At 48.3% G+C, this 23,331-nt stretch carries 13 protein-coding genes; all 13 read left to right on the forward strand.

All coding sequences use genetic code 11. From position 1 onward, the window contains the following. Positions 1–38 precede the first annotated feature (38 nt). Positions 39–3,911: an S-layer homology domain-containing protein gene (locus tag BLW49_RS14035; protein WP_090725213.1), complete on the forward strand. Its 3,873-nt coding sequence runs from the start codon at positions 39–41 to the stop codon at positions 3,909–3,911. 163 nt (positions 3,912–4,074) lie between these two features. Continuing rightward, positions 4,075–4,986, forward strand: a complete 912-nt coding sequence (locus tag BLW49_RS14040) for a DoxX-like family protein (RefSeq protein ID WP_090725215.1) — start codon at positions 4,075–4,077, stop codon at positions 4,984–4,986. A gap of 16 nt (positions 4,987–5,002) precedes the next feature. Beyond that, entirely contained in the window at positions 5,003–5,683 is a 681-nt protein-coding gene (locus tag BLW49_RS14045; RefSeq protein WP_090725216.1) for a DUF4166 domain-containing protein, read from the forward strand. 237 nt (positions 5,684–5,920) lie between these two features. After that, complete coding sequence (locus tag BLW49_RS14050) at positions 5,921–7,036, forward strand: ABC transporter ATP-binding protein (protein WP_076313365.1); 1,116 nt, start codon at positions 5,921–5,923, stop codon at positions 7,034–7,036. Positions 7,037–7,060: 24 nt separating this feature from the next. Next, positions 7,061–10,048, forward strand: coding sequence for an extracellular solute-binding protein (locus BLW49_RS14055; RefSeq protein WP_090725219.1), 2,988 nt, complete (start codon positions 7,061–7,063; stop codon positions 10,046–10,048). Beyond that, entirely contained in the window at positions 10,035–11,015 is a 981-nt protein-coding gene (locus tag BLW49_RS14060) for a carbohydrate ABC transporter permease (RefSeq protein ID WP_090725220.1), read from the forward strand. Before BLW49_RS14055 ends, BLW49_RS14060 begins: the two co-directional genes overlap by 14 nt. 2 nt (positions 11,016–11,017) lie before the next feature. Further along, positions 11,018–11,932 carry a carbohydrate ABC transporter permease gene (locus BLW49_RS14065; protein WP_076313362.1) on the forward strand — a complete coding sequence of 305 codons (915 nt, stop codon included), beginning with the start codon at positions 11,018–11,020 and terminating at the stop codon, positions 11,930–11,932. A gap of 20 nt (positions 11,933–11,952) precedes the next feature. Next, a complete protein-coding gene (locus BLW49_RS14070) occupies positions 11,953–14,118 on the forward strand; it encodes a YIP1 family protein (RefSeq protein WP_256209756.1) in 2,166 nt (721 codons plus the stop codon). After that, complete coding sequence (locus tag BLW49_RS14075) at positions 14,115–16,361, forward strand: DUF5696 domain-containing protein (protein ID WP_090725222.1); 2,247 nt, start codon at positions 14,115–14,117, stop codon at positions 16,359–16,361. The genes BLW49_RS14070 and BLW49_RS14075 overlap by 4 nt, the downstream gene beginning before the upstream one ends. Next, positions 16,362–17,231, forward strand: coding sequence for a carbohydrate ABC transporter permease (locus tag BLW49_RS14080; RefSeq protein ID WP_076313359.1), 870 nt, complete (start codon positions 16,362–16,364; stop codon positions 17,229–17,231). A 12-nt stretch (positions 17,232–17,243) separates the two neighbouring features. Then, on the forward strand, positions 17,244–18,203 hold the full coding sequence (locus BLW49_RS14085; RefSeq protein WP_090725223.1) for a carbohydrate ABC transporter permease: 960 nt from the start codon (positions 17,244–17,246) through the stop codon (positions 18,201–18,203). A gap of 49 nt (positions 18,204–18,252) precedes the next feature. After that, complete coding sequence (locus BLW49_RS14090) at positions 18,253–20,766, forward strand: glycosylhydrolase-like jelly roll fold domain-containing protein (RefSeq protein WP_090725225.1); 2,514 nt, start codon at positions 18,253–18,255, stop codon at positions 20,764–20,766. 207 nt (positions 20,767–20,973) lie between these two features. Continuing rightward, positions 20,974–23,328 carry an AraC family transcriptional regulator gene (locus BLW49_RS14095; RefSeq protein WP_090725227.1) on the forward strand — a complete coding sequence of 785 codons (2,355 nt, stop codon included), beginning with the start codon at positions 20,974–20,976 and terminating at the stop codon, positions 23,326–23,328. The last annotated feature ends 3 nt before the right edge of the window (positions 23,329–23,331 follow it).

Raw genomic sequence — 23,331 nt, forward strand, 5'->3', positions numbered from 1 at the left:
GTCGAATTGAGTAATTAGTAATAGAGGGGAAGAAATAAATGAACCGAAAATTTGTGAAAATCGCCGTAAGTACGACACTATCAGTTGGTATTGCGGTATCGGGGACTGGTTACAGTGGGAGTGCCTTGGCCCAAGTAGCAGGCATGGGTTGGAGTACGGATGATAGAGAGACGGTGCTTCACCCGATTGTGGAGGATACTAATAGTCAGACTTTTTTCATCGCATCTCTTTTGTCTGGAAAGGTCTATAATTCTGAAACTACCGGAATTGCTGTAATGGGTACGGACAGCTCTAATGGAACATGGGAGTATTACAATACAGTTACGGGTTATTGGTACAATATTGAGAAAGTAGATGGTGGAATGGCTTATATTCTGCTGTCGAGCTCGGATCAAATTCGTTTTAAGCCAAATCCCAATTGGCATGGTAAAGCCAGTATTGACTATAAGCTGTGGGATACAACGCAAGGTTACAATTCATTTGATAAAAATATCGATACCTCTGGTACTTCTGCATTCAGTGCGGAGCAGGGTTCGACATCCATTAGTGTCACTCCGGTAAACGATGAGCCTTATCTCACGGAGGCAGATGGAGGAGAATATCTTAATCTAAATGGTAACGGAAAGTACGTTGTGCTTCCATCCAGCATCAATTCGATTTACGCCGATTCCTTCACAGTCGAAGGATATCTTAAGGTGGATCAGTTTAATACTTGGATGAGATTTTTCGAATCCTCCAATGGTCCTGGAAGTGACAATATATTTGTAGGTTTTGACAATGGAAAGATGAACTTCTCTGCTTATAACGGTTCGAATGGGCCTGCTATCGGGGCAGTAAACAATATGACTACGACAGCGATTTTTCCGCAAAATCAATGGGTTCATGTTGCACTGGTATACAGTCAGTACGAGAAGAAAGCGTATATCTATTGGGACGGTGAACTTAAGGCTTCCGGAGCTGCAGATTTAAGCTCGATCGGAGGCAGACTTCGCCATAATCACTGGCTAGGCAAAAGTGGTTGGGGTCAAGATGGTTATTATTACGGCGGAATGAAAGATGTAAGCTTCTGGAGCAAGGCCAAGAGCAGGGAAGAAATCATTAGCGGCATGAATGCTAAATTGACCGGATGGGAGCCGGGTTTAGTTGCTCATTACAAGCTGGATCAAGGAAGTCCTCATGCCATCAGTACGCCTCCAGGAAAAGATGGAACAATAGTGAACGCAACACACAAGCAAGCCGAGGGTTTTGTTGGTGCAGTAACGACAGATATGAATCGCTCTGTAAGAAGAGCGTTTAAGGTAACGGATGTAGACGGTGATTCACTTACAGTCACAGTCTCATCGTCTAATTCTTCCATCGTTCCTAATGAGAATGTGGTTATTGAGGGCACTGGAGAAGAAAGAACGATAATCATAACGCCATTGCCTGACCAATATGGAAGAACAACGCTAACGATTGCTGTTAATGACGGAACGGTTCAAAGAAGTTATGATCTGAACGTTATTATAAACAATACGATTACAGTTACGAATGTCGTACTAAACAAGGACAGTCTTGACTTTATAGTAGGAGGGGACGCAGAGACGCTCGTGGCTTCTGTATCTCCGGAGAACGCTTCAAATAAAGATATCATGTGGACATCGGATAACCACAGTGTTGCTACAGTGGATTCTGACGGAGTTGTGACCCCGGTTGGTCCGGGAACAGCCGTCATTACGGTAACGACAGTGAACGGCTGGCATACAGATACAGCGACAGTCAATGTAGCGGACAAGCCAGGTACACCTGAGAATGTAACGGCCATTCCAGGTGATGGTGAAGCGACGGTTAACTTTACAGCGCCTGCGGACAATGGAGGAAGCCCGATTACGAATTACACGGTAACTGCACAGCCAGGAGGTATTACGGCGAGTGGTACGGGCAGTCCGATTAAAGTAACGGGCTTGGACAACGGAACAGCCTACACCTTCACCGTGGTAGCGACCAACCGTGCCGGAGACTCCTTATCTTCGATGTCATCTGCAAGTGTTACACCAATACCGCCTGCTCCAGGAGCACCAACCTTGCTTGAGCCTGCAGCTGGCAATGGCGAAGTGACCTTGACTTGGAACGGAGTAGACGAGGCAACGGGATATAAAGTGTTCATGAGTGAATCGCCGGATGCGATCGATAACGAAGTAGCTACCGTAACAGATTCAGTCTACAGTCATACCATTACAGGATTAACGAATGGTAAAGCCTATTATTTTGTACTGAAGGCAACGAATACGGGCAGTGATAGTGCTCCATCCTTACCGGTTACTGCAACACCGATGACGGTTCCTGGAGTACCGACCAATATAACGGCCACATCAGGCAATCATCAGGCGATCATTACCTTTACTCCTCCTGTGGATGATGGAGGCAGCCCGATTACGGGTTATGAGGTTACCGTCATGCCAGGAAACCATAAGGTGTATGGAACAACTAGCCCAATTACAGTGACAGGCTTGGATAACGGGACGAGCTACACCTTTACGGTGACAGCTATTAATGACAAAGGAAGCAGTGAGCACTCGCTTGAATCGGAGCCAGTGACACCGTTAGTACCAGTTGCACCGCCAAGCGAAGACGAAACAAACATCCCAGCTCCGGCTCCAGCTCCAGTACCGGCACCAGCACCACAAAAAGAAGCCGAGATCCTGGTGAACGGCAAGGCAGAGGATATTGGAACGGTATCAACGAGCGAGCAAAATGGTCAAAGCGTAACCAAAGTAGCTTTAGATGATCAGAAACTAAATGATAAGCTTGCGGGTGAAGATTCAAGTTCAGTCTTATCCATTACCGCTAATAAGGAATCGGATGTACTGATCGGTGAACTAACCGGGCAAACGGTCAAAAATCTGGAGAAGACGGAGACACAGCTCGAAATCAAGACATCGAGTGCAGCATTTATTCTGCCTGCAGATGCAATCCGAGTTGATGAAATTTCGAAGGAGTTTGGAACCGCAGCACTTCAGGATATTCGAATTGAAGTGAAGGTTGCAGCGACCAATCGTGAAATGCTTAAGGTGATCGAGAATGCAGCGGTAAACGGCAGATTCACTTTGATTACACCTGCGGTTGATTTTTCCGTAAGTGCCACTTATGGTAATCAGACCATTGAAATTTCTGAATTTAATCAATTTGTTACTCGGATGATCGCTATTCCGGATGGAGTAGACGTAAGCAAGATCACGACGGGCGTCATCGTTGATGCAGATGGCTCGGTACGTCACGTACCAACCAAAGTCACGCAGATTAACAGTAAGTATTATGCGCTGATTAATAGTTTGACGAGTGGTCATTCCTATTCTGTCATTTGGAATCCTATTGAATTTAGTGATGTAGAAGGTCACTGGGCACAAGCTGCTGTAAATAATATGGGATCAAGAATGGTAGTGGATGGAGTAGGAAGCTCCCTGTTCAATCCTGATCAGAACATCACCCGAGCAGAATTTGCGGCAATTGTTGTTCGCGGATTAGGACTAGGGCGTGATAATCAACCATCATCCTTTACGGATGTAGCTATGTCAGACTGGTATAACAGTGCTGTAATAACAGCAGCGGAATTTGGACTTATACAAGGTTTTGGAGACGGCACCTTCCGTCCGAATGAACAAATTACTCGTGAGCAGGCGATGGTCATCATTGCGAAGGCAATGGAGCTGACGGAGCTGCATTCTACGCTGCCAGCGGATACTTCTCAGCTTGATACTTTCGTGGATGCACCAGACGCGTCAAATTGGGCAAGTATGAGCATTGCAAAGAGTGTACAAGCAGGCGTAATTAATGGCAGAAGTGAGACGAAGCTTGCTCCAAAAGCCAACATGACGAGAGCTGAAGTTGCAGCGATTGTAGAGCTGCTGCTGCAGAAATCTGAACTAATTTAACTAGCTGTATGTAAAAGAGTTTCTCTTGCTTCAGGTGAGGCCTGTTGCGGAGAAACTCTTTTTTTTGTATAAAAGGAAACTTTTCACTGTGCTGCAGCGTCTATAATATAAATTAGATTGTGATTATTTTCTCATATAAAATTTGGTTCGTTAAGGAGGGGGGATGAGAGTGTCCGCGAGTAAGCCGATTTATGTTGAAACGTTCATTCATACAGAGATGGAGTCGATTTGGAGAGCCACACAAGACCCGGCAAAGCATGAGGAATGGGACCTGCGATTTTCCAGGATTGAGTACATTCCGAAACAGGACGAAGAGGAGAAGCAGCGTTTTCGCTACGTCACAAATATCGGATTCGGGCTTCGAATAGAAGGGGAAGGTGTAACCACGCCAGGGAAGTATCAAGACCAAGAACGTATGTCGGCCCTGCAATTTTCCTCGGATCAGGCAATCTCGCTTATACAGTCCGGCGGAGGATATTGGCGGTATATACAAGAGGATCAGGGGGTCCGGTTTTTAACTCGGTACGATTACAAGACACGATTTTATTTCCTGGGAAAATGGTTTGATCGTATGATATTCAGGCCACTGATGGGCTGGGCGACAGCACTCAGCTTTGATGTTCTTAAGATTTGGCTTGAAAAAGGAATCCCTCCGAAAATATCTTATCGGCAGCTGCTTATTCATGCGATCGTTACCTTTGGTCTTATGTTTACCTGGATTTATCATGGATTGGTCCCGAAGCTGCTCACACAGGATGCTCAGGAGCTTGCCCTATTGAAGGGGGTCATCGGTTCGGAGGCGAATGCGGTGCTCTTGCTGCAGGTGGTGGGGATGCTTGAAATTGCTGCTGGGATCTTATGCCTCTTACTTCACAGGGAAAAGGCGCTTTATATATTCAACATTGCAGCCATGCTGCTTCTCGCTATCGGTGCAGCGATCTCAGATATATCCGTCTTCCTTGCACCGTTTAATCCAGCCACTTTAAATATGGCGGTTTGTTTGCTGGCCTGGATCGGCTGTATGACACTCGCACATCTTCCATCCGCAAAGCACTGTATCCGCAAGCAGCCATGAGAGAGGAGAACAAGCGATGGATTCCATCTATCGGACAGCATTAGGAACTGATTTTGAGAAGCTCCATCCCCGAATTCAGAAGCGGTTTGGGTTTAACAGCTCAAGCGGAATCGCTTCAATCGGGACAGGAGTTATGGATTCCGTATGGTACGGGCGAATGTACACTCTTCCTTTTCTTTATATCGGCACCTGGCGGAATATTATGTTTCCTCAGAAGGGGACGAATGTGCCGTTTACGATCGAGAATTATGCTTATCAGGATCAATTTGGACGAGAAACCGTGACTTGGATTCGAACCTACGATTTTGGTAATCAACGCCGCAGATTCGATGCCACCATGATTTACAGCTGTCAGCGGAACAGGGTTGTGGATTACTTAGGTACGCATCAGCACCTGGCAGTGGACATTGACCTGGCTGTGGATGAGGAAGGAGGCTTGAGACTCCGTTCTAGTGAGCAGCGTTTTTATGAAGGGATCATCGGATTCCGCTTTCCCATGCTGTTTTCTGGAACAGCCGATGTGAGGGAGTGGTACGATGATTCAATGGATAAATATCGGATTGATGTGAAGGTTACAAATGATACCTGGGGTCCGTTATTCGGATACAGTGGAAGCTTCGATACTGCCTATATCCCTGTGCTCGAAGACCACATTCCTTCCCATGTGAAGCCAGTTCGTGAGGAAAAGCGGGAATAGCGAATCTCCAAGCAAAAGGATGCGTGAATTCAGCGCATTCTTTTTTTATGGAGAACCTAGAAATACGGTATCGGTTAGTCATGTATACAAATGGTTGATCGGCTAGCAGAAACAATCCGAACTACACCGAATAACGAAATTAGAGTGTTTATTCACAGATACAAAATAATGGAATTGCAGGAAAGCCCGCCTGGAGCCCATAGTGAAAATGGAGGATGAAACGAGAGGAGAAGGGTGATGGCACGAATCCTGTTTAACCATGTGTACAAAAGATATGGCAAAGATCAGCAGCCCGTCGTACAGGATTTTCATCTGGAAGTAGCGGACAGAGAATTCATCGTGTTTGTTGGACCATCGGGATGCGGCAAATCGACGACGCTTCGGATGCTTGCCGGGCTGGAGGAAATCTCGGAGGGCGAGATCTGGATCGATGACGAAATGGTGAATCAGCTGCCGCCAAAAGACAGAGACATCTCCATGGTGTTCCAGAACTATGCACTGTATCCCAATATGTCTGTATATGAGAATATCGCGTTTGGACTGAGGCTTCGCAAAATGCCAAAGCATGATATTGATCTGGCGGTGAAGCGAGCTGCGAGAATTCTCGAGATTGAATCGTATCTTGACCGCAAGCCGAAGGAGCTGTCCGGCGGGCAGCGTCAGCGCGTAGCTCTTGGCCGGTCGATCGTGCGCAATCCGCAGGTGTTCCTCATGGATGAGCCGTTGTCCAATCTGGATGCCAAGCTCCGGGTTCATATGCGGACAGAAATTATCAAGCTTCATAAACAGCTCGGAGTGACAACTATATATGTAACCCATGATCAGACAGAAGCGATGACGATGGGCAGCCGAATTATTGTACTGAAGGACGGCATTATCCAGCAGGTGGATTCACCGGAGCTGATATACAATGATCCGCAGAATATGTTCGTTGCAGGATTTATCGGTTCGCCACAGATGAATTTTATAGAAGGAAAAATTGTAGAAGCGGACAATCAGCTCGAATTTCAGACGCGAAGGCATCGTCTCGTGATTCCCGAGAGCGCTGCTGTTCCCTTGAGGAAGCGTAATCGGGTCAATAAGTACGTGATCCTCGGGATCAGGCCGGAGAATATAAGCATAGAACCCATCATGTTCGAGACCTTTCCAAATGCTGTTTTCCAAGGTACACATCAGTTCAGTGAACTCATGGGTGCCGATCGCTACTTATATGTCGATATTGGAACTGACAAGGATCTGATTGCCAGGGTGAACCCGAGAGAGCATGTGGAAGAGCTGACAGAGATACGGCTGGCGATGGATATGAACAAGGCATTATTTTTCGATAAAACGACGGGTGAAAGGTTCAGCTGATATACAGGAAAAGAGAGGTGCAATATGAAGCATATCCGCTATATTTTCCTTATTCTTCTGCTTGGAGTCATGCTGTTTGCGGGCACCTTTCCGTACGCAAGCTCTTCTGTCACTCGGCCTGCCTCTGCTGCGGATGCCTTGCAAGGTTCGGAGGAAGAGGGAGATCCTCCTGTCAATTCCACAATTGAAAGCGCATTCGAACCCTATTATGTGGACGTTGCTCGTACATGGGAGGAAGAAGGAGCTCGGCCTGCTCGTGAGTCCATTCTTGTACCCGGCACACGTCTCTCAGGCCAATCCGAAGGGGCTAGTGTAACTACAGGCTCTTACGCTGGCAAGGAGGAGGTGCTGATCTGGAACAATAACCGGACAGAATGGATCGAGTATGAGATTGAAGTTCCTGCCGAAGGAATGTATGAAATGGTGCTGTCTTATCACGCCTTGATTGATGAGGACGCTGTTTATCAGAGCTACCGGCCGACAACGATGGCTGTATCCTTTGACGGTGAATATGTGTTCAATGAGGCAAGGGCGATTGAGTTTGCAAGAATGTTCAGGGATGAGCTCCCTTTCAAGAAGGATGAGAAGGGAAATCATATCAGACCAAGACCAATTGAACAGAATCAGTGGATGAGACAGTCATTTCAGGATGCGGAGGGTACCAGTTCTCTGCCGCTGAAGTGGAAGCTGACCGAAGGCAAACACACGCTGCGTCTTCAATCCTTTGCGCCTATCGTTATCGATCAGATTGAGCTTGTCCCGCCGACAACCATACCTTCTTATGAGGAGTTCCAGACGACCCTGCCGGAGAACAACGGGAATGCGAGCGGAAGCGAGGTCATCGTCATCGAGGCCGAGCATATGCAGGCCAAAAATGATGTAGCCATTCAAGTGATGACAGATCAGGACCCGCTTATGTCACCGGATGCCGACAATAAGCTGATTTTTAATGCGATTGGCGGAACACGCTGGCAGAATGGCGGCGGCGCAATAACCTGGAGCTTCACGGTACCGGACAGTGGACGGTATAACCTCGGGATCAGAGCCTATCAAGGCTACCAATCGAGCAAAAAGGTGTATCGCAAGATCATGATTGACGGGAAGGTGCCCTTCGAAGAACTGCTGGCGTACCCGATCTCTTATTCTACAAGCTGGCAGGGGCTCGTGATTGGTCAATCAGTGGAAGAGCCTTACGAAATATACCTTGAAAAAGGGGAGCATACCCTCACTCTGGCTGCTACCTATGCTCCTTACAGCCCGGTGCTTAATGAGCAGGAACAAGTACTCGCACGGATTAGGGACTTATCGGAAAATATCAACACGATTACCGGAGGAGTAGAAGATACAGCTCGAACGTGGAGGATCAAAGAGAATTTTCCGGAGCTCATTACAAGGACAGAGGAGATTAAACAGCGCCTGGAACGTATGGAGACCATGCTGCTTGAAGTGAATGGCGAAGCCGATGCAAATTTACAATCCTTGGCTACAGCCATAACCGATATAGAGGATATTCTTCGTTATCCAAATGACCTACCTTACAAGCTGGAGGATCTCAGCCTCATATCTTCCCGGGTTGCCTCCATCACATCGAGCCTTACGGCTGCACCCATGGCACTCGACAAGTTATATATTGCGCCGGCAGGCACAGCGTTTCCGAGAATGGAAGCGAATTGGGGAGAGAAGACGTTAAGAAATGTCTCTTCATTCTTTCATTCCTTTAGTTCAGACAACAGGCTGTCGTCCAGTGAGGAAGAGGTGCTGAATATATGGGTCAACTATGGTCGTGACTATGTCAATCTGATACAGGAGATGGCGGATCAATATTTTACTCCGGAGACCGGCATTGAAGTTCAAGTGGATCTTCTTCCAGATGAAAATCTACTGGTGATGGCGAATGCGGCCGGTAAATCTCCGGATATTGCGCTGGGGATGACGGAAGGAAGGCCGATCGAATTGGCCATTCGCGGGGCAGTAGAGGACTTGTCGGATTATCCGGGGTTTGATGACTTATTCGAGCAGTACTCACCGGGCTCTACACTGCCCTACTATTTTGCTGACGGCTATTATGCACTCCCCGAAACCCAGCGGTTTCAGGTGCTCTATTATCGCGAGGATATTCTACAGAAGCTGGGGCTTGGCGTGCCCGATACATGGGAAGAAGTGATCGAGATGCTGCCAACCTTGCAGCAAAATGGATATAACTTTCACATTCCGTATAACGATTATATGACCTTCCTATATCAGTATGGTGCTGAGTTTTATACGGCGGATGGAATGAAGACAGCACTTGATTCACCGGAGGCGTTTACCGGCTTCAAGCTCATGACCGACCTGTTTACCGTCTATGGTATTGAGCAGCAAGTCCCAAGCTTCTACCAGCATTTCCGCGATGGAGATATGCCGATCGGGATCGCTGATTTCAACTTTTATTTGCAGATGCGTGTAGCGGCACCGGAGCTGGATGGCTGGTGGGGAATGGCGCCGCTGCCGGGAACAGAGAGTGAGCATGGAGAAGTAGAGCGCTGGACAGGTGGTAATCAGACCGCGGCAGCGATCTTCTCAAACAGCCATCTTAAAGAGGAAGCCTGGCAGTTTCTACAGTGGTGGCTGTCGAGTGAGACGCAGCAGCGATTCGGGAATGATCTGGAAGGATTCTACGGAGTAGCGTTTCGCTGGAATACAGCGAATCTTGAAGCCTTTACAGGACTGCCTTGGAACGAGGAGGAGCTTGCGGTCATGCTGGAGCAGTGGCGCTGGTACAAGGATATGGCTAACATACCAGGCTCCTATTTTATCCCGCGTGAAGTCATGAATGCTTGGAACCGAACCGTGCTGAGCGGACAAAATTACCGCGATGCGCTTGAAGAGGGCATTCTCGGCATGGATCGTGAGATTTGGCGTAAAGCACGGGAATTTGATTATATCGATGAGCAAGGCAGCATTGTCGATACTTACGATCCACCGCAGGTGACAGAGCCTTGGAAGGGAGTGGATAGGTATGTCAACCCATGAGGCAGAGCTCTCTAAGTCAGTAACACCGCCAGCGAAACAGCAAAAAACCAGCCGCAAGCGTATTGCAGGGCTTTTCAGAGAGATATGGAAATATCGGCTTTCTTACCTATTCATTTCTCCCTTTGTCATTGCCTTTATACTCTTTATTCTGCTGCCTGTGCTGGCTGCGTTTGGGCTTAGCTTCACAGATTTCAACACCATCCAATTCCCGAAGTTTATCGGCTGGGATAACTACGAATATATTTTTTCACAGGATACCTTATTTCTGAAGCACGCATTTCCGAACACGATCAAATTTGCGGTGCTGGTCGGACCAGGCGGCTTGATTCTATCCTTTATTCTCGCCTGGCTGATCGCTCAGATTCCAGACAAGATTCGGCTGTGGTTCGTGCTGGCGATCTATGCTCCCTCGTTAACCGGAGGCGTGGTGATGCAGATCATATGGCAGCCGCTGCTGTCTGGAGATCGCATCGGCTACTTGAACAGCTTCTTACTTAAGCTTGGCATCATTGATGAACCGCAGCTATGGGTGCTTGATCCGGCCTACCTGATGAATTCCATGATTATCGTCACCTTGTGGTCCAGTATGGGCGTAGGCTTCCTCGCGATGCTGGCCGGTATTCTGAACGTTGATGAGACGCTCTATGAGGCCGGGCGGCTTGACGGAATCAAGAGCAGATTGCAGGAAATCTGGTATATTACGATTCCTTACATGCGGCCGCAAATGCTGTTTGCTTCCGTCATGGCCATTGTATCTGCGTTCAAGGCAGGGGCTATTGGTGAACAGCTGTCCCAGACCAAGCCGACGCCTGAATATGCAGGGCATACCCTCGTCAATCACATTGATGATTATGGGCTGGTCCGGTTTGAGATGGGCTATGCAGCAGCCCTGTCCGTTGTTCTGCTCATTACAATCTATATATTCAACAGGCTCAGCTGGAGATTGTTTGGTACGAAGGGGGAATGAATATGGACCATGCCGCAAAGGATGGATCTCAGAATTCAGCTAAACGGCCTGTCATGAACCGCAAATCCTGGCTTCGGCGTATGGACAGGACGCAGCTGATCTTGACGCTTCTGCTCGGTATATTCGCTGTGTTGATGCTGGTACCGATCATTTACATCATAAACCATGCGCTTAAGCCGTACTCGGAGCTGTTTATTTTCCCTCCGAATATTTTTGTCCGGCAGCCGACCTTGAGTAACTTTACCGAGCTGTTCGTGATGACCCGGGATGCCGTCATTCCTGCTTCACGATATTTGTTTAACAGCATCGTTGTGGGTGTCATCGGAACAGGCAGCGTCGTTATTGTAAGCGCTCTCTGCGCTTATCCGCTCTCAAAGCACAAATTTCCGGGCCACAAGCTGTTGTTCTCCATTATCGTTGTGTCCCTGATGTTTGTGCAGGAGGCCATTAATATTCCCAGATATGTGGTTGTCGCAAATCTCGGTATTATGAACACGTATTGGGCACACATTCTGCCTCATATTGCGAGCACCGTAGGTGTTTTTCTGATGAAGCAGTTTATGGATCAGGTTCCGAATGAACTGATTGAAGCAGGTAAAATGGACGGCGCAAGGGAGTTCACAATCTTCGCAAGGATCATTATTCCGATTACACTTCCAGCCTGTGCCACCGTTGCCATCCTCTCCTTCCAGTCCATCTGGAGTGATGTATCTACATCAACGCTGTTCATGCAGGACGATGCGATGAAGACATTTCCGTTCTTTCTGTCGACGCTTACCCAGAACCTTGCCAACTCGGTTGCCAGACAGACGGCAGCGGCAGCAGCTGCACTCATCATGTTCTTGCCTACACTGATTATGTTTCTATTTTTCCAGCGCAAGGTGATTGCCACGATGTCGCACTCCGGCATCAAGTAGCGAAGGAAAGGAGGATCGGTATGAAGTTTAACTGTGGACTACGTGTATGGCTGTCTGTCGTTACTGTGGCACTGATTATGGCTGCGATGCAGCTTCCGCATACAGCATGGGCCGACGTAACCTATGGAACTTTTACAAAAGACAGCTATGGACATCAGATGGATACCCAGCCGGCATACACCCCTTTCAAAATGATAGGCAAGGATCTCGCGGCACCCGATCCAGACCATCCGGGACAATACGTGGCTTCACCGATGCAGAAGCCTTCGGATGTCTATATCAGTGCGTCTGATGAAATTTATGTGGCAGATACGGGTAACAATCGGATCGTGAAATTTGATAAAGACGGAAATTTTCAAAGGTATTATGAGCTGGCAGAGAATCCGCTGAATGCGCCTCAAGGTGTATTTGTAGATGACAAGGGGGATCTTCTCATCGCGGATACGGGCAATAAACGCGTTGTTCGATTGTCATCTTCAGGCGAGCTGCTGAAGGAATATAAGCGTCCTGAATCCGGCAATGTACCGGAGGAGCTGAAATTTGATCCTATCAAGGTGGCAGCAGACAAGCGAGGATACATCTATATTGTCACGATGGGCGGCTATTACGGGCTGGTGCAGCTTCACCCGGATGGGGAATTTCAAAGATTTTATGGAGCCAATTCAGCTCCTTTTTCCTTCATAGATTCCTTAAAAAGAGCTCTTTACACACGGGAAATGTATGAAAATGAAACAAGCAAAATTCCTCCAGCTGTAAACAATCTTGCGATCGATGAGGGAGGGTTCATCTATACCGTAACGAACGGTGCTGCGGTTGAAGCCGAGCAGATTAAGAAGCTGAACTTTCAGGGAGAGAATATTCTTGCCCAGTACAATAAATTCGGGACAGCGAAGCAGAGCTTCGGGGAGTATAACTGGTATGACATACGTTATGTTGGCGGTATTACAACCCCTCCCCAGCTTGTCGATGTGGCAGTCGATCCGGAGGGGAATTTTACAGTCGTTGATTCCTATTACACCTATTTGAGCCAGTATGATGCGAACGGGAATCTGCTCTTTTACTTCGGCGGACCTTCATCCGCTGCTTCATCTCAGCTTGGTTTAATTAAGACACCTGTGGCGATTGATATGAATTCCAAAGGTGAAATATATGTGCTCGACAGTCAGGAAAGCATGCTGCAAGCCTATCGTCTGTCGGAGTTCGGGGCAATGGTGCATGAAGCAAACCGCTTAACCCAGGAGGGCAGATATCTCGATAGTGAAGAGCCCTGGAAGGAAGTCCTGCGTTTGAATGAACAATATTTGCCGGCCATACTAGGTCTGGCTCAGGTCGCATACAAGAAGGGGGACTACGAGGAGGCCGCGAGGCTGTTCAAAGCTGCGGGGAACGATACAGGGTATTCAGAGTCTTTCTGGCAGATCCGGCTGCAGTGGTTCCAGGCCCGATTCTCCTTCTTTGCTACCCTGCTCGTCGTTGCAGCGGTTCTCATATTCCTTGTCAATCGACTGGCTAGAGGAAGAACACCACGGATGATCGAAGGCTTCTCAGACCGAATGGATAACAGGTATGTGTTGTTCTCACAAATAAAACAGGCTTTTGTCATTCTAAGACATCCCATCGACGGGTTTACGGCTTTGAGGTTTGAGAATAAAGGCGGGTATGTAAGTGCGTGTATTCTGCTGGTACTGACGGGCGGTGCGCTCCTATTGTCTGAACAGATGACGAGCTTTGCGTTTAATCCGGTTCCGCCGTCTTCGATTACAGTAACCTCGGTACTGCTCCCGTTCCTGGGGCTGTGGTGCGGCTGGGTAGTAAGTAATTATCTGATCAGCTCCATTTACAGGGGAGAAGGGCGCTTCAAGGATGTATTTGTCGGCAGTGCCTATGCACTAACTCCATTTATTCTCATTGGTGTACCGCTGGCTGCCTTATCCAATGTCATGACACACGCAGAAGGTGCAATCTACGATTATCTTCAGCTCGGAATGTACATCTGGCTCGTATTTCTGTTCATTTGGATGGTACAGTCCTTACACAATTACACCGTAGGGGAAACCTTACTGAATATAATAATGAGCCTATTTGCGCTCATCGTACTCGCAGTCTTGATCTTTCTTGTCATTGGTCTTACGAACGAGCTGCTCATATTTATCCACGAGGTCTATCAGGAGGTGCTGTTAAGATGAGGCTAGCCAAATACAGAAAAGCCGTGTTCTTCATTCTTCTCGCCTTCGTTATCATCTTTGGAGCCAGCAGGCTCGAAGTGAAATTCAGAGGAGATCACATGGTCCCGGCAGCTCAGCAAGGGACATCTGGTGGAGCGGAGCAGCAAGACGCTTCACTCCCGGTAGAGGCTGACTTTAGAGCAGCAGCCGAAACCGAGTCAATGATTCTGAAGCTGGATGAGTCGACAGGACACTTCATCGTTCTGGATAAACGCAGCGGCAGCATTTGGAGATCTTATCCGGATCCGCAAGACTTCGAGCATGAGACGATCGGCGGGATCTGGAAGACACATCTGGTCTCGCCTCTTATGTTCCAGTACACCGATTTTACCGTGTATAACACGCAGCCTCGCGAGAGTAATTTCAGGACCTTAGGCGGCACGATCGAAGACATCAAGGAGATCGACGGTGGCATTCAGTGGACTTATGATATGCCCGCGCTGGAATTGAGCGTGCCTGTGCAAATTCGGATACAGGATGATTACGTGGAGACCAAGATTGTAGATCAAGGCTTGAAGGAAGGCAAGTACAGCTTGATCTGGCTGAGGCTGTTCCCATTCATGGCTGCTGAGCACTCCACAGATCGGGAAGGTTATCTGTTCGTTCCGGATGGATCGGGCACCCTGATCGCTTATGATGATCACAGACTGAATACGAACCTTGGCTATCAGGAAAGTGTATACGGCAAAGATCCTTCATTTATGAGCAAGCTTGGCTTCAGTTCCCGATATCCAGCCCAGATGCCTGTATTCGGGATTCATTCGGGCGGGAAGGGACTGCTTGCTGTCATCGAAGGTGGAGCCGAGTACAGCGATATTTTCGCCGCCCCTTCCGGCATGCTGAGCAGCTATAACTGGATTACGGCGCAGCAGACCTATCGAGCCACGTTTGAGCAGATTACGAACCGGAGTAAAGGAACGAGCTTTACGACGTACAACAAGGATAAGCGTTTCGGTGCGGATCGGACTGTGCGATATTATTTCCTGGACAATGGCAAGTCCGATTATGTAGGTATGGCGGAGCGATACCGCAAGTACTTGATGGAAGAGAAAGGGCTTCAGAAACAGAGTGAATCCTCATCCGGTGATATCCCGCTTCATCTTACAATTCTTGGCGGCGATTCGGAAGATGGGATGCTCGGCAGCCGTTATATTGAGGCGACGACAACGGAACAGGCCGCACATATTTTGTCCGATCTCCGGAACCGGGGAATGGGTCCGATGTCCGTCACTTACTTGGGCTGGCAGAAAGGCGGTTATGCACAGTATGGCGGATATTTGGGCGTCGAACAGGCACTGGGCGGAGAGCAGGGGATGAAGGATTTTATCCAGCACGCCCACTCGCTGGGTATCCCGGTCATGCTGGGAGTCAATTATGAGTTCAATAATACCGGCAACGGCGGATTTCGCGAACAGTATCATGCGGTAAGAAACATGGCAGGGACAATGCAGGAAGCCCGAATCCGCGGTGATGAGGTCTATTTGGCCAGCAGCCGTTTTATTCAAAAGGTTCTTCATAAGGAGCTGGGCTCTTATGCTGAGCTTGGAGCAGATGGGCTGTCTCTTCTCGTCACAGGCAGTCGACTAGACAGTGACTACAACACGAGGGTGGGAGCCACCCGTACGGAAGCCATTTCTATACAGCAGCAGCTCCTTCAGCAAGTGAAGGACACACTGGGGAATGTATGGATTGAAAGTCCGAATTTCTATATGTTGAGCGGTGCCGATCACGTCAATGCGCTTCCAGACGATTATTCCTATGATCTGTTCTCCCAGGAGGCCGTTCCTTTTGCACAAATCGCGCTGCATGGACTGATTACCTATACGTCAGGATATGAGAATGACAGGCAGCAATATAAGCACGATTTTTTGCGGGATATGGAATACGGTGCGCTTCCTTCATTTTTATTCACAGCAGTGCCGGCCGAAAGATTAAGTGAAGCTCACGGTCTCCAGCTCAAGAGCTCCCATTATGCAAGCTGGGCGGATTCCGCCGCTTCGGAGTACAGGAGGTATAATGACGCGCTCTCAGGTGTTCAGCATCAGTTTATTGTTGACCACCGCGAGCTGGCTGAAGGTGTAAAGGCAACCACTTATGAAGACGGAACGATGATTATCGTCAATTACACGGAATCGGCATTTGTATATAACGGTGAGGAGGTTGCCGGGCTGGATTTCAAGGTGTTGAAGGGGGATGGAGTGTAGATGAAACGCAAGAAACGGCGTCTTAGTGCAAGAGCTCATCGAAAGCTGTGGGGCTCCATCTTCATATCCAACTGGGTCATCGGTTTCTTGATCTTTATGGCTTTTCCGCTTGTGTATTCTCTGTACATGAGTTTTCATCATTTGGAGATTCTAGCAAGCGGACTCAAGGTGGAGTACAGGGGACTAGCACATTACAAGACGATATTGTTCGAGAACGGCAGATATTTGTACGAAGGGCTGATTCCATTTCTGCGGGAAGCACTGCTCATGATTCCGGTTATTGTCATCTTTGCCCTGCTGATCGCGATTATGCTTAATCAGAAATTTGCGGGGCGCACCGCATTTCGCGTAATCTTCTTTCTTCCTGTCATCTTTACGACCGGGCAGGTGATTGAAGAATTCATGGCGCAGGGCGAGGGAGATATCGAATTCTTATCCAGATACAATATTTCTTCCTTCGTGACGGAGCTGCTTCCGGGCAGCTGGGCTGCACCGATCATTTCGGTGCTGGGATCTTTTGTACTCGTGCTGTGGTATTCCGGAGTTCAAATCTTGATCTTTCTTGCGGGTAGACAAACGATCTCGCACTCGATCTACGAGGCAGCCCGGATGGATGGAGCAACTCCTTGGGAGACGTTCTGGAAAATAACGCTGCCAGAGATGGTCCCCTTCATCCTGTTAAATACCATTTACACGGTGGTCGATTTGTTTACTTTTCCGACGAATCCTGTGATCGACATGGTCAATACAGCAGATTATGGTCTATCGAGTGCTCTAGCTTGGATCTATTTCAGCATCATTCTCGTTTTTTTGGGTATTATTTTCTTCCTGTTCTCGAGAATTTCACGCAGGACCCATGCTTACCGCTAAAGGAGGTTTACCATGGCCAAACCGGTCTTTGCCAAGAACCGAACGAAGAGCCTGCCGCTGACCGCCCGCCGCTTCGTGAAGACCAAGCTTATCGGGCTTGAGGCAGACAAAGGACTTATTTTCAAGTGCTTCCTGTATGTCATCCTCATTGATACGGCTTATATTTATTTGAATCCGATTATCTATATGATCACGAGCATGATTAAGGATGCTGTGGATTTGATGGATCCAGCCGTGACCTGGGTGCCTCGGGTGCTTTATTTCGGGATGCTTCAGGATGCATGGGAGATGCTGCAGTATCCCAAAGCACTCACCATCAGTTTATCGCTCTCCACGGGCATTGCCGTATTCCAGACCATCTCCTGCGCAATTGCAGGTTATGCGTTTGCCAGGCTAGATATCCCATTGAAGAACTTTTGGTTCTTCTGTTTGCTGCTCACCTTCATTGTACCGCCGCAGCTGACTGTACTGCCGAAGCTGATTGCAGCTTCACAGCTGGGGCTGCTTGAGTCTTATGTTCCGCTCGTGCTGCCGGCTTTATTTGGGCAAGGAGTCAAGGGGGCGCTGTTCGTCATTATTTATAGGCAGTTCTTCGCCAAACAGCCGAAGGAGCTGGAAGAGGCAGCGATGATGGATGGAGCCAATCCTTTGAAAGTGTTCTTCCGAGTGATGCTGCCGCTGGCAAGGCCTGCCATTGTCGTCGTTTTTCTGTTCTCCTTTGTTTGGAACTGGAATGATTTTTACACACCGAGCATTTTCCTGCACGGTATGGAGGATCAGCCTCTATCTGTCGGTGTAGCGAGCATAACGAATGAGATTAACATGCGAGCCGAGGAGATCGGGCCGTCCATCTATGATGAGCCGATGAAGATGGCCGCTTCGTTCCTGATGATTATGCCTCCGCTCATTCTGTATATCTTTGCGCAAAGATGGTTTGTAGAGGGAGTTGACCGCACAGGTCTCGTAGAGTAAGAAGGATGATGCTCACAATTTCAAATGGGGAAGGAGATACGATATTACCATGGTTACGAATCTGGACAGTCAAAAGGGACTGCAAACGATCCAAGGTTTAAGATCGCAATTTCTGCAACCTGATGGAGTATTTACCGCCATGCCTTTCTGGTTCTGGAATGGAAGGCTGGAGCGGGAGGAGCTGCTCCGGCAGCTCCGTGATTTTCGTGATAAAGGAGTCGAAGGCTTTGTTCTTCACCCGCGTATGGGTATACCAGATACGATTGGTTATTTATCCGATGAATTCATGACGCTCGTCGAAGCTGTGGTAGATGAAGCAGCGAGCATGAATATGCGTGTCATCCTGTATGATGAAGGAATGTATCCATCAGGCAGTGCCAATGGTGAGATTGTACGTCGTAATCCGGAATTCGCAAGCCGCGGGCTTGTTATGATAGAACAGCCAATGAAGAATACACCCGAATGGAGCATTCCGCTGGAGGAAGGAGACCGTATTGTATCGGTGCAGGCGATTCGCCGGACGGGGACTGATCTGGAAGGGATTGAAGCCAGTAAGACACAGATCATTGAAATGGCAGAGGAGTTTGGCGGCACCGTGAGCTTCGCTCCGCCGGATGAAGGGGAATGGTCATATGCCGCTTTTATCGACCGGTTAAGCTTAGGGACGATTCGCGGCATTCATTACGGACAGGACGATGGAGAGCCGGGGGCACCCCGTGCAGCCGATCTGCTGAATCCGGCAGCCATACAGCTATTCATTGAGCTTACGCATGAGCGGTATTATGAGCGGATCGGCCGCCACTTCGGCAACAGCATCATCGCCATGTTCACAGATGAGCCGGATTTGCTCGGAAGAAAACACCGTAAGGGTATGCTGCCTTGGACGGCGGGATTCCTGGAGGAGTTCATCCGCAGTGGGAATCGTGAGGAAGAGCTTGCTCTCCTATGGCTTGAGAGCGGTGACCATACAGCTGACGTTCGGAGACGCTACCGCAAGGCGGTAAGACACAGAATGGAGCAGAGCTTCTATAAGCCGCTTCATGATTGGTGTGAGGCACATGGCATTGCGCTGACAGGACACCCTGCGGCGAGTGATGACATGGGGCTGCTACGCTATTTTCACATTCCCGGTCAAGATATTGTTTGGCGCTGGCTTGCTCCAGAAGGTGATCTTGGTATTACTGGCAAGCACAGCACGATGGGCAAATGCTCGGCCGATTCGGCGCGGCACCGGAACAAATCGAGGAATTTGAACGAGTGCTTTGGTGTATGCGGCAAGGGTAACAGCTGGGCTCTAACAGCAGATGATATGAAATGGTATTTGGACTGGCTCTTCGTCCGGGGCGTGAATCTGATATGTCCACATGCTTTCTATTACTCGATCGATGGAGAGCGGCTTCATGAACGGGCTCCCGATGTAGGGCCGAACAACATCTGGTGGCCGGAGTATAGCCGCTTCTCGCAGTATATCAAACGCATGAGCTGGATGATGACAGAGAGCATCAATCAGCCGGAAGTGTGTATTCTGTGCCGTGCGGATCACTTGTCCTGGGAACTGGCTAGACCGCTGTATGAAGGTCAAATGGAGTTCAATTATTTGGAGGAGGAGCTGCTTCAAGAAGAAGCTGTTCTTAAGGACGGAATGATGAGCATAGCAAATCAGCGCTACTGTATTGTTCTGCTGGAGGATGTAGAGCAATTTGAACCGAACACAAGGGAGAAGCTTAAGGAATTTGTCCGGCATGGAGGAATCGTTGTGGAGCACAATCGAGGAGCTGCAGCGCCTGTCAGCTATGCCGAACCGGGCTGGGAGGTTCTTCACACCCTTGATTCCGTTGCAGAACGAGTGGAGCAATTGCTCTCCCACCGAGCTGAATTCAAACCCGTAAGCCCCGGCCTAAGAATCAGTCATGTCATAAAGGACCATATTCATCTGTATGTGCTTGTGAACGAAGGCGAAACAGCAATCCAAGGTTCTGTATTCATTAACGGTGAAGGTAAACCTGAGTTGTGGGATGCCTGGAGCGGTATCATCACTCCTGTGCAGGCTGAAGCAAGAGATGGCGGAATGGATATCACGCTAACCATAGATCGCAGACAATGCCTGGTACTTGCGCTGGACCCAGATGCTGCCTCATCAATTATAGACCCTGTTAGCACCAAGCAAGAGACTGTTGCTCAGGACTTGAGTGAGGGCTGGCAAGTCGATGGAGCAGAAGGAGCAATCTCGCTGACCTCATGGACCGAATGGGAAGAAAGAGAGCATTTCTCAGGTACGGTGACGTATACTAGAGAGCTTGAATGGAAGCCATCAGCTTCCTATACAGATGTCATTCTGGATCTAGGGGAAGTCCACGAAATGGCAAAGGTGTTCCTGAACGGGCAGCTTATAGACACGAAGCTGTGGTCTCCGTACCGCTGTTCATTATCCGATTATTTATTGACAGGCAAAAATGTGCTGCAGGTCGAGGTAACAAATACACTGGCAAATCGTTATGATCAGGTATCATTACCTTCTGGAATGCTCGGTCCAATAACGTTGACTACCTATATTGAAGTTTAGCTTTACTACCGAAAATATCCTTGCTGGAAAATGAGGAGTTACATATCGGCCTTGACCTTATGGGTTAAGGTTTTTTTATCTTCTTGTGCTGAAAAGTATGCTTCCAGGCAGGGCTTCATTGGGCATATGAAATAGGTTGCCTTTTACTGCATATCTATGTAAATTAATAATGTATTCGCTTTAATTTCCATATTAAGGGGGAGGGGAATGAGAAAATATCCGAGCTCCAAAGGAAAGTATTATCGTAAAACGCTGCTTGTCATTCTGTTTGCCGCAAGTATTCCCGGTCTTCTCGCGAGTCTCGGTATTTACTGGTTTGCGGCAGGGGCCATCAAGGACGATATGACAGAGCTGCACCGTAAGCAAATGGAGGAGCGGGCTGCCGGCATGGATGATCTGCTGGGATATTTGGAGCAGAGCATAGCTAGCTGGTCTTTGGAATCAAGCTTCGGTGAAGATTTGAAGAACATGGATTTTTCTCTTCCCGCAAACAGCAATGAGATGCGGAATATTAGTCAGGTGCTTCATATCATCCATGGATCACATCCTTTAATTTCGCAAGTTCAATTATATATCCAGCATGAGAATGAGCCCTATTTGTTTAATCCTCAGCTTACATACCTGCATGAGCCTAAACTGCAGCATGAATATGAGAACTTATTAACCCGACCTGAGCGATTTATGTGGAGCACACAGCCTACCGTACTTCGGGGGGCATCTCAGGAGGGGCCTGCCAAGAAGGAGCCGGTCATTATGCTGTCCCACAAAATAATTGGAGCAGACGGAGGTTCATTTGGCGTGCTCATGGTGACACTTGTACCGGAGAAGCTGCTCGATCAGCTGATGGCACTGACTCCTTATAATGAGGGCAGCGTGTTTCTGCTGGATGAAAATATGAAGCCGATGGTGTCCAGCAATGATGGAGTTGAGGCAGAGGTATTCGAGCGCAGTCTGCGGGAGGATATTTTAAAGACGGGACAGCCAAGTGGGAGCAGTATAAAGGAATGGAGAGGTGTCACCTATTCGGTGTCCTATAATACGTTTGATCGTCTCGGTGAGCAGTGGACATATGTTGCCGCAGCACCAATGTCAGTCATTACATCTTCGGTAGAGCTCATTTCCACCATTATTTTTACGATCAGTCTGCTGATGCTGCTTGCAGCTCTGTTTCTTTCCTGGATTGCTTCACGCCATATATACTCTCCTGTCGAGCAATTTGTCACGCTGCTTAGAGGTAACAGGCAGCTGGAGAGCCCTGGTTATGCTATTGATGAATTCAAGCTGTTCGAGCAGGAATGGCAGGAAATTTCGCTAGAGAGCAAAGCGCTTCAGCTTCGACTTGAGGAGGAGCTGCCCCGAATCAAGGAGAGCTTCTTACTTCAGCTCGTACAAGGGCATCTGCAAGCCTATTCTGAGAAGGATATTCGGGAGCGGATGAAGCATTATGGATGGAATGTGTCTGACCGCAAATTCACATTCATTATCGTGCAGCTGACCGGTCAGTCAGGCACCCCTTCTCGATTTGATATCGGCGAAGAAGGGCTGGCTGCCTTTGCTGCAGCAAACATTATTGAAGATACAGCTAGAGATCACTTACTTCAGTATAGTGTTCTAAGTTTCCATAATCTGATGATCGGTGTGCTTGTAATTCAACCTCTAGAGGAGGTCCAACAGAATGGACTGCAGAGCTTTGCCGAAGCGCTGACAGCTGCTGTTAGTGGAACACTTAGACTTGCGGTTACAGTGACAATCAGTCAACCGACAACGCTTGTGCGATCACTTCCGAATCTATTCATTGAGGTGAATCAGGCCGCTTCTTTACGGTTGTTCAGAGATGAGAATCAGATTATTGATATGAACCAGGAGTATGTTCAGTGGGATGAACATGCCGAATCAGGGAAGAACACCAATTATCCATTTGCACTGGACCGTGAAATGACGGAGGCGATGCGTATGGGTGAACAAGAGAAGATGGAGCTCTTGGTTGATGAGTTTTTGGGAGAAGTATCGGCAGGACATGAGAAGGAATACTGGGTTCAACAATGTGTTCTTCAGCTGTATGGCAGCATGCAGTATGTCATCCTGCAGACAGGAATCCAGCCTCACCAATTGTTCAAAGGAAAGAACATGTATGAGCAGCTGTCCATAATTCGGGAGCCCCGCATGCTCTCGCAGTGGTTGAAGGCGTGCGTCATTCATCCGTATATGGAGCACCTCAAGAAACGGACGAATATACAAATGAAACGAATGGTTGAAGAGACGATCCGATATGTTCATCTGCATTATATGCACGATATATCACTGGACAGCTGTGCCCATAAAGTGGGAACCACACCCTACACCTTAAGCCGTCTGTTCAAGCAGGTCACCGGCGTCAATTTTGTCGATTATTTAACCGATTATCGCGTTGTTCGGGCTAAGGAGCTGCTGCGGACGACAAATTTGAAGATTCATGAGATTGCTGAGGGTGTCGGCTATAAACACAGCTACTTTAATCGTATCTTCAAGAAATATGAAGGGATGACACCAAGTGAATATCGGGATGAGTGGAGAGCAGGCTGAACC

Origin of the sequence: Paenibacillus sp. PDC88 (assembly GCF_900106725.1) — a bacterium.
GTDB lineage: Bacteria > Bacillota > Bacilli > Paenibacillales > Paenibacillaceae > Paenibacillus > Paenibacillus shunpengii.

Bases quoted from the DNA above. Each gene is read 5' to 3' on its own strand.
- BLW49_RS14090 (WP_090725225.1), top strand. From the start codon at position 18,253: ATGGTTACGAATCTGGACAGTCAAAAGGGACTGCAAACGATCCAAGGT.
- BLW49_RS14070 (WP_256209756.1), top strand. From the start codon at position 11,953: ATGAAGTTTAACTGTGGACTACGTGTATGGCTGTCTGTCGTTACTGTG.
- BLW49_RS14080 (WP_076313359.1), top strand. From the start codon at position 16,362: ATGAAACGCAAGAAACGGCGTCTTAGTGCAAGAGCTCATCGAAAGCTG.
- BLW49_RS14095 (WP_090725227.1), top strand. From the start codon at position 20,974: ATGAGAAAATATCCGAGCTCCAAAGGAAAGTATTATCGTAAAACGCTG.
- BLW49_RS14045 (WP_090725216.1), top strand. From the start codon at position 5,003: ATGGATTCCATCTATCGGACAGCATTAGGAACTGATTTTGAGAAGCTC.
- BLW49_RS14040 (WP_090725215.1), top strand. From the start codon at position 4,075: ATGAGAGTGTCCGCGAGTAAGCCGATTTATGTTGAAACGTTCATTCAT.
- BLW49_RS14060 (WP_090725220.1), top strand. From the start codon at position 10,035: ATGTCAACCCATGAGGCAGAGCTCTCTAAGTCAGTAACACCGCCAGCG.
- BLW49_RS14055 (WP_090725219.1), top strand. From the start codon at position 7,061: ATGAAGCATATCCGCTATATTTTCCTTATTCTTCTGCTTGGAGTCATG.
- BLW49_RS14085 (WP_090725223.1), top strand. From the start codon at position 17,244: ATGGCCAAACCGGTCTTTGCCAAGAACCGAACGAAGAGCCTGCCGCTG.
- BLW49_RS14065 (WP_076313362.1), top strand. From the start codon at position 11,018: ATGGACCATGCCGCAAAGGATGGATCTCAGAATTCAGCTAAACGGCCT.
- BLW49_RS14035 (WP_090725213.1), top strand. From the start codon at position 39: ATGAACCGAAAATTTGTGAAAATCGCCGTAAGTACGACACTATCAGTT.
- BLW49_RS14075 (WP_090725222.1), top strand. From the start codon at position 14,115: ATGAGGCTAGCCAAATACAGAAAAGCCGTGTTCTTCATTCTTCTCGCC.
- BLW49_RS14050 (WP_076313365.1), top strand. From the start codon at position 5,921: ATGGCACGAATCCTGTTTAACCATGTGTACAAAAGATATGGCAAAGAT.